This window comes from Streptomyces sp. NPDC101118 (assembly GCF_044759445.1).
In the GTDB taxonomy this organism is placed as follows: Bacteria; Actinomycetota; Actinomycetes; order Streptomycetales; family Streptomycetaceae; genus Streptomyces.
Map to the genome: position 1 here is coordinate 463,089 of NZ_JBIVZG010000003.1, position 15,556 is coordinate 478,644.

Annotated in this window: 12 protein-coding genes and 1 tRNA gene; 10 read left to right on the forward strand and 3 right to left on the reverse strand. The window is 71.6% G+C overall.

Translation table 11 applies throughout. From position 1 onward, the window contains the following. The first annotated feature begins 9 nt into the window (after nucleotides 1–9). The 6 genes from ACIQUQ_RS08020 (at nucleotide 10) to ACIQUQ_RS08045 (ending at nucleotide 8,593) form a co-directional block, all read left to right on the forward strand. Entirely contained in the window at nucleotides 10–666 is a 657-nt protein-coding gene (locus ACIQUQ_RS08020; RefSeq protein ID WP_403972528.1) for a response regulator, read from the forward strand. Further along, nucleotides 663–1,811: a sensor histidine kinase gene (locus ACIQUQ_RS08025; RefSeq protein ID WP_403972530.1), complete on the forward strand. Its 1,149-nt coding sequence runs from the start codon at nucleotides 663–665 to the stop codon at nucleotides 1,809–1,811. The genes ACIQUQ_RS08020 and ACIQUQ_RS08025 overlap by 4 nt, the downstream gene beginning before the upstream one ends. 77 nt (nucleotides 1,812–1,888) lie before the next feature. Continuing rightward, nucleotides 1,889–2,203: a chorismate mutase gene (locus ACIQUQ_RS08030; protein WP_399940021.1), complete on the forward strand. Its 315-nt coding sequence runs from the start codon at nucleotides 1,889–1,891 to the stop codon at nucleotides 2,201–2,203. 200 nt (nucleotides 2,204–2,403) lie between these two features. Beyond that, complete coding sequence (gene pepN / locus ACIQUQ_RS08035; protein WP_403972532.1) at nucleotides 2,404–4,911, forward strand: aminopeptidase N; 2,508 nt, start codon at nucleotides 2,404–2,406, stop codon at nucleotides 4,909–4,911. Between the two features lie 866 nt (nucleotides 4,912–5,777). Beyond that, nucleotides 5,778–7,157, forward strand: a complete 1,380-nt coding sequence (locus tag ACIQUQ_RS08040) for a pyridoxal phosphate-dependent decarboxylase family protein (protein ID WP_403972535.1) — start codon at nucleotides 5,778–5,780, stop codon at nucleotides 7,155–7,157. An 8-nt stretch (nucleotides 7,158–7,165) separates the two neighbouring features. Then, the gene (locus tag ACIQUQ_RS08045; protein ID WP_403972908.1) at nucleotides 7,166–8,593 is read left to right on the forward strand and encodes a lysine N(6)-hydroxylase/L-ornithine N(5)-oxygenase family protein; all 1,428 of its coding nucleotides are present in this window, start codon (nucleotides 7,166–7,168) and stop codon (nucleotides 8,591–8,593) included. A 28-nt stretch (nucleotides 8,594–8,621) separates the two neighbouring features. Here the strand turns inward: ACIQUQ_RS08045 and ACIQUQ_RS08050 are convergent, their stop codons facing one another. Then, nucleotides 8,622–10,421 (reverse strand): bifunctional metallophosphatase/5'-nucleotidase, encoded by a 1,800-nt coding sequence (locus ACIQUQ_RS08050; RefSeq protein ID WP_403972537.1) that lies wholly within the window; start codon nucleotides 10,419–10,421, stop codon nucleotides 8,622–8,624. A 152-nt stretch (nucleotides 10,422–10,573) separates the two neighbouring features. Between ACIQUQ_RS08050 and ACIQUQ_RS08055 the strand changes: the two genes are divergently transcribed. The 3 genes from ACIQUQ_RS08055 to ACIQUQ_RS08065 all read left to right on the forward strand — a co-directional run bounded on the left by ACIQUQ_RS08055 (nucleotide 10,574) and on the right by ACIQUQ_RS08065 (nucleotide 13,823). Beyond that, nucleotides 10,574–11,284, forward strand: a complete 711-nt coding sequence (locus ACIQUQ_RS08055; protein WP_403972540.1) for an SIMPL domain-containing protein — start codon at nucleotides 10,574–10,576, stop codon at nucleotides 11,282–11,284. A gap of 144 nt (nucleotides 11,285–11,428) precedes the next feature. Next, complete coding sequence (gene pyk / locus ACIQUQ_RS08060) at nucleotides 11,429–12,853, forward strand: pyruvate kinase (protein WP_403972543.1); 1,425 nt, start codon at nucleotides 11,429–11,431, stop codon at nucleotides 12,851–12,853. A gap of 148 nt (nucleotides 12,854–13,001) precedes the next feature. Beyond that, nucleotides 13,002–13,823 carry a PhzF family phenazine biosynthesis protein gene (locus ACIQUQ_RS08065; RefSeq protein ID WP_403972545.1) on the forward strand — a complete coding sequence of 274 codons (822 nt, stop codon included), beginning with the start codon at nucleotides 13,002–13,004 and terminating at the stop codon, nucleotides 13,821–13,823. On the opposite strand, the gene ACIQUQ_RS08070 is transcribed toward ACIQUQ_RS08065, so the two are convergent. Continuing rightward, nucleotides 13,820–14,611, reverse strand: coding sequence for a helix-turn-helix domain-containing protein (locus ACIQUQ_RS08070; RefSeq protein WP_403972547.1), 792 nt, complete (start codon nucleotides 14,609–14,611; stop codon nucleotides 13,820–13,822). The two genes, ACIQUQ_RS08065 and ACIQUQ_RS08070, sit on opposite strands and share 4 nt — an antisense overlap. An 85-nt stretch (nucleotides 14,612–14,696) precedes the next feature. Then, nucleotides 14,697–14,780, reverse strand: a tRNA-Leu gene (locus tag ACIQUQ_RS08075). Between the two features lie 92 nt (nucleotides 14,781–14,872). On the opposite strand from ACIQUQ_RS08075, the gene ACIQUQ_RS08080 reads away from it, so the two are divergent. Continuing rightward, a complete protein-coding gene (locus ACIQUQ_RS08080; RefSeq protein ID WP_403660920.1) occupies nucleotides 14,873–15,529 on the forward strand; it encodes an ANTAR domain-containing response regulator in 657 nt (218 codons plus the stop codon). Nucleotides 15,530–15,556: the final 27 nt, after the last annotated feature.

The following is a 15,556-nucleotide window of genomic DNA, read 5'->3' on the forward strand; positions in this document are numbered from 1 at the left end:
AGGCAACCCATGGCGATCACGGTGGTCATCGCGGACGACCAGGACATGGTCCGGACCGGATTCCGCATGATCCTGGAGAGCCAGCCCGACATCGAGGTCCTCGACGACGTCGTCGACGGAGAGGCCGCCCTCACCGCCGTCGAACGCCACCAGCCGGACGTCCTGCTCCTCGACATCCGCATGCCACGGCTCGACGGACTCGAGGTCACCCGGCGGCTCGCCGGCCGCACCACCCCGCGCATCGTCATCGTCACCACCTTCGACCTGGACGAATACGTCCACGCCGCCCTGCACGGCGGCGCCTCCGGCTTCCTCCTCAAGGACGCGAGCCCGGCCATGCTGGTTGAGGCCGTCCGCGCCGCCGCCGTCGGCGACTCCCTCGTCTCACCCGCCATCACCGTCCGCCTGCTCCGCGAGATGGCCCCCCGCACCCCCGCCGCAGAGGCCGCCCGCCGCCCCGCCGAACCCCTCACCGAACGCGAACGGGAAGTCGTCCGCTGCCTGGCCCGCGGCCGCACCAACGCCGAGATCGCCGCCGAGCTCTACGTGTCCCTCTCCACCGTCAAGACCCACCTGGCCAACGTCCAGACCAAACTCGACGCCCGCAACCGCGTCGAGATCGCCGCCTGGGCCTGGGAGAGCGGACTGGCCGCGGGCACCCCGTGAGCCCCGTCGCCCGCTGGGCCCGGCGTCACCCCCGCGCCGCCGACGGCGCCCGCCTCGCCCTCACCCTCGTCCTGCTCGCCCTCGTCACCCTCGAAGGCCTCGTCCTCGCCGGCCAGCCCACCGTCCCCCACGCCGTCGTCTGGGGCGCCGGACTCCTCGTCTGCCTCAGCGCCGCACCCTGGCCCGGCCTGCCCCTCCTCGGCCGCGCCTGGTTCGCCGCGACCGTCACCTGGACCGCCACGATCACCCTGATCACCCTCCACCGCCCCCTCACCGTCTGGGGCATCGGCGAGGCCGTCGCCCTCCTCGTCCTCCTCTCCCAGGTCCTGCTCCGCGCCCCCGCCCGCACCGCCGCCGTCCTCGGCCCCCTCCTCGGCGCCGGCTGCACGGCCGTCCCCGTCCGCGACCTCGACCCCGGCCGCTTCACCCTGCTCTTCTCCGTCCTCACCGTCGTCGTCGCCGCCTACTCCCTGCTGCTGCGCCTCCAAGCCGTCCAGCGCGTCCGCGAACTGCGCGCCGTACGCACCGCCGAGCGCCTCGAACTCGCCCGCGAACTCCACGACCTCGTCGCCCACCACGTCACCGGCATCGTCGTCGAAGCCCGCGCCGCCCGGTTCACCGGAGCCGACGCCGAGCAGGCCGCCCGTACCCTCGACCGCATCCAGAGCGCCGGCGAGGAGGCACTCGGCGCCATGCGCCGCCTCGTCCGCATCCTCCGCGAGGACGACGCCCCCGGCCCCGGCACCGCCCCCGTCGCCGGCCTCGCACAGATCAGGGAACTCGCCGAGCGCTTCTCGGCCACCGGCCCGCCCGTCGCCCTCCACGTCGAACCGGGCCTCGACGGCCGCGTCCCCGGCGACGTCGCCGCCACCGCCCACCGCATCGTCCTCGAAGCCCTCACCAACATCACCAAGCACGCCGCCGGCGCCACCGCCGTACGCATCGGCGTACGCACCGTCCCCACCGGACTCGAAGTGCGCGTCGCCGACGACGGCGGCCACCCCGCCCGCCTCGCCGACAAGGCCCGCGGCGGCGGCTTCGGCCTCGCCGGCATGACCGAACGCGCCGAGGCCATGGGCGGCTCCCTCACGGCCGGACCCACCCCCGAAGGGGGCTGGCTGGTCACCGCCCTGCTGCCCCTCTGAGCAGCCCTGGCCGGTACCCGTCTCACGGACCGACTGGCCGATGATCTGATCCCCGCCCGCCGGTAGGCTCAGGCCCCATGAACACCAGCGACATCGACGAGAACGTCCGTGAGGAACTGTCCCGACTGCGGGACAGCATCGACAACATCGACGCGGCCGTGGTCCACATGCTCGCCGAGCGCTTCAAATGCACCCAGCAGGTCGGCCACCTCAAGGCCAAGCACCACCTGCCCCCCGCCGACCCCGGCCGCGAGGCCAGCCAGATCGCCCGCCTCCGCCAGCTCGCCGAGAACGCCAAGCTCGACCCCGCGTTCGCCGAGAAGCTCCTGAATTTCATCATCGCCGAGGTCATCCGCCACCACGAGACCATCGCCGCCGACCAGGACGACTAGGCGCAGGCCAGCCCCGCCGGCCCGCACGCCGGGACCGCGGGCCCACACGCCCGGACCACCCGCCCGCACGCCGGGACCGCCGGCCCGCACGCCGGGGGGACCACCCGGGCCCGCACGCCGGAACCACCCGGCCCGCCGAGACCCGGACCCACCCCGGGGCCCCTGCCGTCAAGGGGGCCCTTTCGGGCAGCATGGGGGCCATGTCCGTACTGACGCGCGACGAAGCGCAGACCCGAGCCCGGTTCCTCGACGTACAGCGGTACTCCATCGCACTCGACCTCACCACCGGCGACGACACCTTCGACTCCACCACCGTCATCGCCTTCACCGCGCACACCGCCGGTGACACGTTCGTGGAACTGAAACCGGCCGAACTCCGCTCCGCCACGCTCGACGGACAGCCCCTCGACCCCGCCCTCCTCGACGGCAACCGCCTGCCGCTCACCGCCCTCACCGAGGGCCCCCACGAACTCCGCGTCGACGCCGCCATGCGCTACTCCCGCACCGGCGAGGGCATGCACCGCTTCACCGACCCCACCGACGGCGAGACGTACGTCTACACCCAGCTCTTCCTCGACGACGTCCAGCGCGTCTTCGCGGCCTTCGACCAGCCCGACCTCAAGGCCCGCTTCGACATCGAGGTCACCGCACCCCGCAACTGGACCGTCCTCGCCAACGGCATCACCGAGCGCACCGCCGACCGCGAGGACGGCGCCGGCACCTGGCGCGCCGCCACCACCCCCCTCATCTCCACCTACCTCGCCGCCGTCGCCGCCGGCCCCTGGCACAGCATCCGCACCGAGCACGCCGGCCTGCCCTTCGGCATCCACTGCCGCCGCTCCCTCGCCCCCCACCTCGACGCCGACGCCGACGAGATCCTCGGCATCACCAAGGACTGCTTCGACCGCTACCACGAGAAGTTCACCGAGCCCTACCCCTTCGACTCGTACGACCAGGCCTTCGTCCCCGAGTTCAACGCCGGCGCCATGGAGAACCCTGGACTCGTCACCTTCCGCGACGAGTTCGTCTACCGCTCCGCCGTCACCGACACCGAACGCCAGACCCGCGCCATGGTCATCGCCCACGAGATGGCCCACATGTGGTTCGGCGACCTCGTCACCCTCCGCTGGTGGGACGACATCTGGCTCAACGAGTCCTTCGCCGAGTACATGGGCTACCAGACCCTCACCGAAGCCACCCGCTTCACCGACACCTGGACCGACTTCGGCGTCTCCCGCAAGGCCTGGGGCTACGACGCCGACCAGCGACCCTCCACCCACCCCGTCGCCCCCGACCCCGACGCCGTCCCCGACACCGCCTCCGCCCTCCTCAACTTCGACGGCATCTCCTACGCCAAGGGCGCCTCCGCCCTCCGCCAGCTCGTCGCCTGGCTCGGCGAAGCCGACTTCCTCGCCGGCATCAACACCCACTTCGCCCGCCACAAGTTCGGCAACGCCTCCCTCGCCGACTTCGTCGACTCCCTCGCCGCCTCCACCGACCGCGACGTCCACACCTGGGCCGACACCTGGCTCCGCACCACCGGCGTCGACACCCTCACCCCCCGCGTCGACGAACGCGACGGCGGCTGGACCCTCACCGTCGGCCACCAGGGCTCCCGCCCCCACCACATCACCGTCGGCACCTACGACGACGTACCCGGCGCACCCGGCCGCCTCGAACTCCGCGACCGCCTCGGCGTCGACGTACCCACCGGCGAGGTCATCTCCGCACTCGGCCGCCGCCCCGCCCTCATCGTCCTCAACGACGGCGACCTCAGCTACGCCAAAGTCCGCCTCGACCCCGCCTCCTGGGACACCACCCTGCGCGCCCTCTCCGGCATCCCCGACCCCCTCACCCGGGCCGTGGTCTGGAACGCCGCCCGCGACATGGTCCGCGACGGCGAACTCGCCCCCCTCGCCTACCTCGAAGCCGCCCGCGCGCACCTCCCCGGCGAAACCGACCTCGCCCTCGTCCAGGGCGTCCTCGCCTTCGCCCACACCCACATCGCCGACCGGTACGTCACCCCCGCCGAGCGGCCCGTAGCCCTCGCCACCATCACCGGCATCTGCCGCGACCTGATCCGCCGCACCGAGGACGGCGACAACCCCGGCCTCCGCCTCGCCGCCGTACGCGCCTTCATCGGCGCCGCCACCCAGCCCGACACCATCGCCGCCTGGCTCGCCGACGGCACCGTCCCCGGCGGCCCCGAACTCGACCCCGAGCTGCGCTGGCGCATCCTCGCGCGCCTCTCCGTACTCGGCGCCGTCGGTGAGACCGACATCGCCGCCGAACTCGACCGCGACCCCAGCGCCGCCGGCCAGGAAGGCGCCGCCCGCTGCCGCGCCGCACTCCCCGACCCCGAGGCCAAGGCCGCCGCCTGGCAGCGCATGTTCGCCGACGACTCCCTCTCCAACTACCTCTTCACCGCCACCGCCCAGGGCTTCTGGCAGCCCGAACAGGCCGACCTCACCCGCGACCATGTCACCCGCTACTACGCCGACGCCGTCGCCCTCGCCGACCGCCGCGGCCCCGCCATGGCCGAAGCCGCCGGCCGCCACGCCTTCCCCGTCCACGCCGTCGACACCCAAGCCCTCGAAGCGGGCCGCACCTGCCTGAAGGACACCGACCTCATCCCCGCGCTGCGCCGCAAGCTCGTCGACCAGCTCGACGACCTCGCCCGCGCCCTCCGCATCCGCGAATCCGTCTGACCCCCCGGGGCCCCGGCCCGCAACCCTGGCCGGCCCCCAGCCCGCGCCGCCCCCCACCGGCCCGGCCCCGGCACCGGCCGGGGGCGCGGCCCAACCCCGCCCCTGGGTCCGGCGACCGCCCCGGCGTGTCCGGCCCCGTCCCGGTGGGTCCGGACCCCGGCCCCGCAGGTTCGGGCCCCCGGTGGGTCCCGCCCCGCCCCGATGGGTTCGGACCGCGGCCCCGCAGGTTCGGGCCCCAGCCCGGCGGGTCGGGGCCCGGCCCGGGGGGTGCGGTCCCCGACCCGGGTCCGGGTCCCGGCCCGGTGGGTCCGCTGCGCTGGCCCTGCCGGTTACCAGTCCCGCGCCGGCACGGACACAGGCCGGGTGCGGTCGGTTGGCGCAGCGAGACAGATCCCCTACCCGCCCTTTCTCCGTTTCCCGGGGCTGCCCCCGGCCCCCACCGGGGCTGCGCCCGGGCCCCCACCGGGGCTGCGCCCGGGCCCCCACCGGGGCTGCGCCCCGGGGACACGGCCGCCTCCGTCCCCGGCACGGGCATCCGCGAGCCGTGCGGCCGCTGGGGTACGGCCGCCTCCGTCCCCGGCACCGGCATTCGTAACCGCACCGCCCCCGGGGTACGGCCGCCTCCGTCCCCGGCACGGGCATCCACGAGCCGTACGGCCCCCGGGGCACGGCCGCCCACGCGCCGGCACAGGGGAACAACACCGCCCCGCCCCCGGGGCACGGCCGCACCCCCCACCTACCCCCCGGCACAGGCGGCCGTGCCCGGCATCCGGGACGCCGGGCGGCACCGGTTACCCCGACCGGGGTGCCCTCGTTGGGCTGACCGGAGGAGAGTCCCCGCCCCGGTCCGACCCGGAGGAACCCCCATGCCCGCCCCCCTCGCCGGAGGCCCCGCCGGCCCCGCAGCCCTGCGCCCCCTCCTCGACACCGTCCTCACCGCCCTCGAAGAAGGCGCCCGCGCCCGCCGCGGCCCCCTCCCCGCCGGCGGACCCGACACCGTCGCCCACCGCGTACGGGCCGCCCTGGGCGACGTACTCCCCGACCACGGCACCGGCGACCACGAGGCCCTCACCACCCTCGTCCGCGCCCTCACCGAAGGCGCCGCCGACCCCGCCCACCCCCACTGCCTCGCCCACCTGCACTGCCCCCCGCTCGCCGTCGCCACCGCCGCCGACCTCGCCGCCACCGCCCTCAACCCCTCCCTCGACTCCTGGGACCAGGCCCCCGCCGCCTCCGAGATCGAAACCCTCGTCACCCGCACCCTCGCCCACGAAATCCTCCGCACCCCCACCGCCGACGCCCTCGTCACCACCGGCGGCACCGAAGCCAACCAACTCGCGCTCCTCCTCGCCCGCGAACGCCACACCGCACCCGTGCAGCTCGTCCACGGAGCCAACGCCCACCACTCCCTGCCCCGCGCCACCTGGCTCCTCGGCATGCCCCGCCCCCACACCCTCCCCACCCCCCACGGCACCCTCGACCCCCACACCCTCGACCGCGCCCTCAGAGAAACCCCCGGCCCCCACCTCGTCGCCGCCACCGCCGGCACCACCGACGCCGGCCTCATCGACCCCCTCGACGCGATCGCCGCCGTCTGCGCCCGCCACCACGCCGAACTCCACATCGACGCCGCCTACGGCGGCCTCCTCGCCCTCAGCCCCACCCACCGGCACCGGCTCGCCGGCCTCGAACACGCCACCACCCTCACCCTCGACCTGCACAAACTCGGCTGGCAGCCCGTCGCCGCAGGCCTCCTCGCCGTCCCCGACCCCACCCTCCTCACCCCCCTCGCCTACCAGGCCGACTACCTCAACGCCGACGACGACACCGAAGCCGGCCTCCCCGACCTCCTCGGCCGCTCACTCCGCACCACCCGCCGCCCCGACATCCTCAAGATCGCCACCACCCTCCGCGCCCTCGGCCGCGACGGACTCACCGACCTCATCGACCGCACCTGCGCCACCGCGCACCGCCTCGCCGCACTCCTCGAAGCCCACCCCCGCTTCGAACTCCACGCCCCGCCCACCATCGGCACCGTGCTCTTCCGGCCCGTCGGCGCCACCGACGACGACCTCGCCGCCCTCCGCCGGAGCCTCCTCCACCACGGCCGCGCCGTCCTCGGCCGCGCCACCGCAGACGGCCGCCTCTGGCTCAAGGCCACCCTGCTCAACCCGCACACCACCGAGGGCGACCTCGAAGACCTCCTCACACTCCTGGACCTCCCGGAAGGCAGCACCCACCCATGACCGGCCCGATGACCGCCACCGCCCAGCCCGAAGCCCCCCATGACCTCGTCGGAATCGGCATCGGCCCCGCCAACCTCTCCCTCGCCGCCCTCGCCCACGGACTCCCGCACACCAACGGCACCCGGCCGCTCTCCACCGCCTTCTACGACCAGCGCCGCGACTTCCGCTGGCACCCCGGCCTCCTCATCGACGGCGCCACCCTCCAGGTCCCCTTCCTCGCCGACCTCGTCACCCTCGCCGACCCCGCCAGCCCCTGGTCCTTCCTCCGCTGGCTCCGCCACAAGGAACGCCTCTTCCCCTTCTACTTCGCCGAGAAGTTCCACATCCAGCGCGCCGAATACGACGCCTACTGCCGCTGGGTCGCCGACAGCCTCCCCGGCCTCCACTTCGGCCACCAGGTCGACGCCGTCCGCTGGAACCCCGAACGCGCCCTCTTCGAAGTCGACTTCACCCAGATCGACCCCGACGGCGAAGCCGAAGCCCTCGGCCGCACCTACACCCGCAACCTCGCCCTCGGCATCGGCACCGCCCCCCACGTCCCCGAACCCCTCAAGCCCCTCGCCGACGCACCCACCGTCCCCGTCATCCACTCCGGCGCCTACCTCGACCACCGCACCCGCGTCCTCGGCGCCGACCACATCACCGTCATCGGCTCCGGCCAGTCCGGCGCCGAAATCTTCCTCGACCTCCTCCGCGCCCGCCCCGCCGGCCGCGAACGCCTCACCTGGCTCGCCCGCACCCCCGCCTTCGCCCCCATGGAGTACTCCAAGCTCGGCCTCGAACACTTCACCCCCGACTACACCCGCTACTTCCACGCCCTCCCCGAACACGTCCGCGACCACCTCGTCCCCGCCCAATGGCAACTCCACAAGGGCATCGACTCCGACACCATCGCCGCCATCCACGAAGAGCTCTACCGCCGCACCCTCCACGGCGGCTGGCCCGACGTCGTCCTCACCCCCGGCGTCACCGTCCGCACCGCAGGACGCATCGCCACCACCAAGATCGAACTCCACCTCGAACACACCCAGCAGGGCACCCGCACCCGCCTCACCACCGACGCCGTCATCCTCGCCACCGGCTACCGCGAACGCCCCCTCGCCGGCCTCCTCGCCGGCCTCGACCCCTACCTCCGCAAGGACGCCACCGGCCGCCCCCGCATCGACGCCGACTACCGCATGCTCCTCGACCGCACCATCACCGCCACCGGCTGCCACATCTACGTACAGAACGGCGAACGCCACACCCACGGCGTCGGCGCCCCCGACCTCGGCCTCGCCGCCTGGCGCAGCGCCCGCATCCTCAACACCCTCACCGGAACCGACCCCTACCCCCTCCCCGAACGCACCGCCTTCACCACCTTCGGCCTCCAAACACGAGAGCAGCCCCGCCCGCACACCGCGGGGGAGCTGCTCCCACTCGTCGAACACCCGTGACGGCCGCACCGCCCGGGCCACCGGACCCCTAGAACACCGGCACACCCGCCCGCGTCAGCTTCCAGTCCACCGAAGCGAACTGCGCCGGGTCCACCGTCCCCTTCGCCTTCACCCACGAAATGATCGTGTTCCGGATCTCGTCCGAGTTCGCCCACAGCTGCCGGGCCCCCGGCACGTGCGGGAAGTTCCCGCCGCCCGACGCCCGGTAGTTGTTCACCGCCAGCACGAACTGCGCCGCCGGATCCACCGGCTGCCCCTGGAACGACAGCCCCACGATCCGCGAACCCTTCGGCTGCGCCACGTCGATCTCGTACGACAGCCCGTACACCGCGTCGTAGTTGTAGTCCGGCGTCCCCTCCGCGTTCGTCAGCTTCGCCGGGTCCACCACCTCACCCGGCGCCGTCTGCACGTAGTACTTCGCCGAGTACTCCAGGTAGTCCTTCAGCTGCGCACCCGTCAGCAGCCGCGCCTCCAGCGTGTTCTCGAACGGGTACAGCCCCGCCGCGTCCCGGATCGTCACCTGACCCGCCGGAATCGACGCCGTACGCGAGAAGCACGACGCCTGCGACAGCACCGGCAGCGCGGCGAACTCCGTACCCGCCAGCGCCGCCCGCACCGTGTCCGCCTGCACGTGGTTGATCAGATCGATGATCGGAACGTCCTTCACCGGCCCCTCCGCCGCCGACATCGCCTGCGTCGACGTACCGATCACCTGGTTCACGTACGCCACGACCTTGGCGTGCTCGTCCGACAGCAGCTTCGTGATCTTCGGGTCCTCCGGCACCGTGTTGGAGTTCAGCACCTGCGCCGACACCTTCTCCACCGACCAGCGGCCCCGCTCGAAGACCAGCTCGAAGTCGAACAGCGTCAGCCGCTGCCCCCACTTCAGCGGCTCCGACAGCACGACCTCCTTGCCCGTCTCCTTGTTCCTCACCCGGTACTCCGGGATCTCCGTGTGCGCGTGACCCACCAGGATCGCGTCGATCCCCGGCACCTGCTCCGCCACCAGACCCGCCGCGTTCTCGATGTACGGCAGCTGGTCACCGTACGACGACGTACCGCTCGAACCCGAATGCGCCGACACGATCACCACGTCCGCACCCATCGAACGCAGCCGCGGCACGAACTTCGCCGCCTGCTCCTCCAGACCCGGGAACACCATCTTCCCCTGCACGTTCTGCTTGTCCCAGATCGCGATCCCCGGATTCGTCAGACCCAGCACCGCCACCTTCACGTCCCGCCCGCACGGCGTCCGCAGCCGGTGCATGCTGTACGGCGCGAACGCCGGCCGCAGCGACTTCGCATCCAGCGCGTTCGCCCCCAGCAGCGGGAAATCACACTGCTCCTCGAACTTCCGCAGCACCGGTATGCCGTAGTTGAACTCGTGGTTCCCCAGCGCCGCCGCGTCATAGCCGATCGCATTCATCGCCTGCGCCATCGGGTGCACCGGACCACGCCGCGCCGTGATCGGGTCCACCTTCGCGTAGTAGTACGACAGCTGCGTGCCCTGGATCGTGTCACCCGCATCGATCAGCAGCGTATTGCCCCGCCCCTTCGCCGCCCGGACCTGCTCCACCAGCGTCGAGATCTTCGCCAGGCCCACGTCGTTGTGCGCCTTGTCGTCGAACTCCTTGTCCGTGAAGTAGTCCCAGTTGAAGACATTCCCGTGCAGATCGGTCGTCCCCATCACCGTGAACGCGTACCGCTTCACCGGACGGCCCGCCGGCACCTGCTCGGCGGCGGAAGCGGAAACGGCCGGACCGGCCAGGGCCACCGCCGCGCCCGTGGCGGCCGAAGTGCCCAGGAACGTCCTGCGATCGAACGGCATGTCTTCTCCCTCGTGAGGCAACGCAATGCGCGTAGATAACGCGCGTAGATTCTGGCCCACGCCAACCGCACGCAACACCCCCGCCAGGTTGCGATCCGATGACCACCCCACACACCCGCCCTCCCACCCCCGACGGTGCGACAGTGGACCGCATGACCGACCAGGACGCCACGCCCCAGCCCTACGGAACCCCCCAAGTCCCGCGCGTCGCCGTCCGCGGCGAAGCCCAACTCGAAGTCGACCCCGAAATCGCCCGCATCGGCATCAGCGTCAGCGCCCGCGGCACCGACCGCCGCAGCGCCCTCGACGACCTCACCCGCCGCAACACCGCCGTACTCGACCTCGTCAAGAGCTACGGCGACGCCGTCGAAAAACTCGAAACCGGCGCCTTCTCCATCACCCCCGAACTCACCCGCCACGGCCGCGGCGAACGCATCCGCGCCTACCACGGCCGCGTCCACACCACCGCCGAACTCGCCGACTTCACCGCACTCGGCGAACTCACCACCCGCCTCGCCGACCTCGAACTCACCCACGTCGACGGACCCTGGTGGGCCCTCCGCCCCGACTCCCCGGCCCACGGACAAGCCCGCAAACAAGCCGTACTCGAAGCCGTCCAACGCGCCCGCGAATACGCCAACGCCCTCGGCGCCCAACTCGCCGCCCTCGTCGAACTCGCCGACCTCGGCGCCGACGACGCCCGCCCCGTCGCCATGGCCGCCGCCCCCGCCGGCCGCTTCCGCACCATGGCCTTCGGCGCCGCCGAAGCAGAACCCCCGCCCGCCCTCGACCTCGAACCCCAGCGCCAGACCGTCTACGCCTCCGTCAACGCACGCTTCACCATGACCCCGCCGGCACTCTGACGGCCCGGCCCACAGGCCCGCGGGGGTGCTCATCAGAGCACCCCCGCGCCCATTCAACAATTGTCAACAGCCTTTCACTCAAAGGTTGTTGAGCAGACATCAGGACCCCCCTTCCTACCGCCCGGTAGGGCATACGCTCGACCCATGCGCCGAGCGAAAATCGTCTGCACCCTGGGCCCCGCAACCGACTCGTACGAGCAGATCAAAGCCCTCGTAGAAGCCGGAATGGACATCGCCCGCCTCAACCTCAGCCACGGCACCTACGCCGAACACGAGGAGCGCTACCAACGCGTCCGCAAGGCCTCCGACGAAACCGGCCGCAGCGTCGGAATCCTCGCCGACCTTCAAGGCCCGAAGATCCGCCTCGGCCGCTTCACCGAAGGCCCCGTACTCCTTGAACGCGGCGACGAATTCACCATCACCACCGCCGACGTCCCCGGCGACCGCCACACCTGCGGCACCACCTACAAAGGCCTCGCCACCGACGTCACCCCCGGCGAACGCATCCTCGTCGACGACGGCCGCGTCAGCCTCGAAGTCACCACCGTCGACGGCCCCCGCGTCCACACCCGCGTCATCGAAGGCGGCATGGTCAGCGACCACAAGGGACTCAACCTCCCCGGCGTCGCCGTCTCCGTCCCCGCCCTCTCCGAAAAAGACATCGACGACCTGCGCTGGGCGCTGCGCACCGGAGCCGACGTCATCGCCCTCTCCTTCGTCCGCACCGGACGCGACATCGACGACGTCCACCGCATCATGGACGAAGAAGGCCGACGCCTCCCCGTCATCGCAAAGATCGAAAAGCCCCAGGCCGTCGAAAACATCGACGACATCGTCGCCGCCTTCGACGGCATCATGGTCGCCCGCGGCGACCTCGGCGTCGAAATGCCCCTCGAACAAGTCCCCATCGTCCAGAAGCGCGCCGTCAAACTCGCCAAGCGCAACGCCAAACCCGTCATCGTCGCCACCCAGATGCTCGACTCGATGATCGACAACAGCCGCCCCACCCGCGCAGAAGCCTCCGACGTCGCCAACGCCGTCCTCGACGGCACCGACGCCGTCATGCTCTCCGGCGAAACCAGCGTCGGCAAATACCCCGTCGACACCGTCCGCACCATGGCCAAAATCGTCGAAGCCGCAGAAGAAGACGTACTCGCCAAGGGCCTCCCCCCACTCACCGAACGCAGCAAACCCCGCACCCAAGGCGGCGCCGTCGCCCGCGCAGCAGCCGAAATCGGCGACTTCCTCAACGCCAAATTCCTCGTCGCCTTCACCCAGAGCGGCGACACCGTCCGCCGCCTCTCCCGCTACCGCTCACCCATCCCCCTCCTCGCCTTCACCCCCGACCCCGCCACCCGCTCCCAGCTCAACCTCACCTGGGGCGTCGAAACCTTCCTCGGCCCCCACGTCGACTCCACCGACGCCATGGTCGCCCAAGTAGACGAAGAACTCCTCCGCATCGGCCGCTGCGCACCCGGAGACACCGTCGTCATCACCGCCGGCTCCCCGCCCGGCGTCCCCGGCTCCACCAACCTCGTCCGCGTCCACCACATCGGCGACCCCGTCTGACGCCACACCGCGCACCGCCCCACACCACCACGGCCCGGCCGAGCACCCCTCGGACCGGGCCGCACCGTTTCCCCCCGGTAGGCCCCACAGGCCACCAACACCCAATTGGCCCACCCCCACCCGCCCCACAGCCCACTAACCTCCCGCCATGCGTTTCCACCTCGTCAACGCCTTCACCGACCGCCCCTTCAGCGGCAACCCCGCCGGCGTCCTCCTCCTCCCACCCGGCACCTGGCCCCAGGACGCCTGGATGCAGAACATCGCCGCCGAAATCAACCACCCCGAAACCGCCTTCGCCCTCCCCACCCACAGCCCCACCGACTGGGCCATCCGCTGGTTCACCCCCACCGTCGAAGCCACCCTCTGCGGCCACGCCACCCTCGCCACCGCCCACACACTCCGCACCACCCACCACCTCGACGGCACCGTCCGCTTCACCAGCAACCACCACGGCACCCTCACCACCCACGCCGACGCCGACGGCACCATCACCCTCGACTTCCCCGCTGCCCCCACCACCCAGACCCCCGCGCCCGACGGACTGGACGCGGCCCTCCGCACCATCCCCGGCCCCACCTACCGCACCGGCCCCCTCGGCGACCTCCTCGTCCACCTCACCGACGAAAAAGCCGTACGCCACCTCACCCCCGACCTCGACGCCATCGCCGCCCTCACCACCCGCGAAGGCATCCGCGGCATCATCGTCACCGCCCTCGCCCAGGACCCCACCCGCGGCTACGACTTCGTCTCCCGCTTCTTCGCCCCCGCCAACGGCATCCCCGAAGACCCGGTCACCGGCAGCGCCCACACCGCCCTCGCCCCCCACTGGGCCGCCCGCCTCGACCGCACCACCCTCACCGGCCTCCAGGCCTCCCCCCGCACCGGCCTCGTCCACACCGCCGTACGCCGCGACCGCGTCGAACTCACCGGCCGCGCCGTGACGATCCTCGAAGGCACCCTGCACGCCTAGTACTTCGGCCCGATGTGCGCATCCATGAGCGCCACCGACGCCTTCCGGGCCACGGACACGTTGAACGGATCGCTGCCGCGCGCCAGCACCGTCCACTCCACCCCGACCTTGGTCAGCGTGTCGGTGCAGAGCTTCCGGATGTCGTCCGACTTGTTCGTGAAGAAGTACCGCGGGTACTCGTAGCGCTTGCGCTCGCCGCCGACCATGCGGGTGGTCCAGTTGGTGATCCGGCAGCCGTCCGAGTGGATGAGCCCGCGGATGAACTCCCACGGGTACTCGTCCACGATGTCCTGCTGCCAGGGTTCGAGCGCGATCCGGCGCTCATGCTTCTTGCCGGGCCCGTGCTGAGGGAACATGCAGGGCAGATGCTTGAAGTAGACCTTGATGTTCTTGGCGCCGGGAGTCGCCACCCGGCAGGTCGCGTTGTGCGGAAACACCGCGCGCAGTGCGTTCTCCGCCGCGTCCTGGATGCCAGGCCAGGAGTTGTCGAGCGTAATCATGAGACTGGGCACCTTGTGCTTCACGTAGTGGCTGATGTGCCCATCGCCCAGGTAGAGGCCCAGCACGTAGGCATAGGCCGAAAGGTCAAGGCCCCGCTCGTCGCAACGGGGGCATAGCAGTGAGGGGCGTATCGCCACGGGCTCGCCGCGCTTCGCACGGTCCACGTGCTTCCAGTAGCTGATGGTCCCCAGGGGGACACCGAGGTGGCGGGCGACGTCGGCGTTCTTCGTGCCGGCACGGAGCAGAGAGATGGCTGTTTGGCGTACCTCAAGGCTGTGAAACTCCATGGCGCCACTCTGCGTGATGAGATCTCACTGAGTGCAGCAAAAAGCGGACGTTCATGCGAAGGTGAACGTCCGCTTTGCTGAGAGGTGCCGGGTATGGGATTCGAACCCACACGTCCTCACGGACAGAGGTGTTTGAGACCTCCGCGTCAGCCAGTTGCGCCAACCCGGCAAGGTTGCTGGTCGGAGTGTACCCGGTGACCGAGTACACCATCAGCTAGGTAGGCTCATTCCAGCAGCACTGCCCCGCAACGAGGAGCCTCCGTGACCGCCGAGAACGAGCCGTCGACCACCCCCGTCGACGCCGACCAGTCGCATGTTCCGCCGCTGACGACCCGTGTCGTCATCGCCGAGGACGAGGCGCTGATCCGGCTCGACCTCAAAGAGATGCTGGAGGAGGAGGGGTACTCCGTCGTCGGCGAGGCCGGGGACGGGCAGACGGCCGTGGAGCTCGCGCGCGAGCACCGGCCGGACCTCGTGATCCTCGATGTGAAGATGCCGGTCCTGGACGGGATCTCCGCCGCGGAGAAGATCGCCGGGGAGTCCATCGCGCCCGTGCTGATGCTGACCGCGTTCTCGCAGCGCGACCTCGTCGAGCGGGCCCGGGACGCCGGTGCGATGGCGTACCTGGTGAAGCCGTTCAGCAAGAGCGACGTGGTGCCGGCCATCGAGATGGCGGTGTCGCGGTTCGCGGAGCTGAAGGCGCTGGAGAAGGAGGTCGCGGACCTCTCGCAGCGGCTGGAGACGCGGAAGCTGGTGGACCGGGCGAAGAGCGTGCTGCAGACGCAGTACGGGCTGTCCGAGCCGGCGGCGTTCCGGTGGATCCAGAAGACGTCGATGGACCGGCGCATGTCGATGCAGCAGGTCGCGGAGGCGGTCATCGAGGACGCCGAGGAGAAGAAGGCCGCGAAGGGCCAGTAGGGCCGTTCGTACGCACGCGAAGGCCGC

Bases quoted from the DNA above. Each gene is read 5' to 3' on its own strand.
- ACIQUQ_RS08040 (WP_403972535.1), top strand. From the start codon at position 5,778: ATGCCCGCCCCCCTCGCCGGAGGCCCCGCCGGCCCCGCAGCCCTGCGC.
- ACIQUQ_RS08030 (WP_399940021.1), top strand. From the start codon at position 1,889: ATGAACACCAGCGACATCGACGAGAACGTCCGTGAGGAACTGTCCCGA.
- pyk (WP_403972543.1), top strand. From the start codon at position 11,429: ATGCGCCGAGCGAAAATCGTCTGCACCCTGGGCCCCGCAACCGACTCG.
- ACIQUQ_RS08055 (WP_403972540.1), top strand. From the start codon at position 10,574: ATGACCGACCAGGACGCCACGCCCCAGCCCTACGGAACCCCCCAAGTC.
- ACIQUQ_RS08070 (WP_403972547.1), bottom strand. From the start codon at position 14,611: ATGGAGTTTCACAGCCTTGAGGTACGCCAAACAGCCATCTCTCTGCTC.
- ACIQUQ_RS08065 (WP_403972545.1), top strand. From the start codon at position 13,002: ATGCGTTTCCACCTCGTCAACGCCTTCACCGACCGCCCCTTCAGCGGC.
- ACIQUQ_RS08050 (WP_403972537.1), bottom strand. From the start codon at position 10,421: ATGCCGTTCGATCGCAGGACGTTCCTGGGCACTTCGGCCGCCACGGGC.
- pepN (WP_403972532.1), top strand. From the start codon at position 2,404: ATGTCCGTACTGACGCGCGACGAAGCGCAGACCCGAGCCCGGTTCCTC.
- ACIQUQ_RS08020 (WP_403972528.1), top strand. From the start codon at position 10: ATGGCGATCACGGTGGTCATCGCGGACGACCAGGACATGGTCCGGACC.
- ACIQUQ_RS08045 (WP_403972908.1), top strand. From the start codon at position 7,166: ATGACCGCCACCGCCCAGCCCGAAGCCCCCCATGACCTCGTCGGAATC.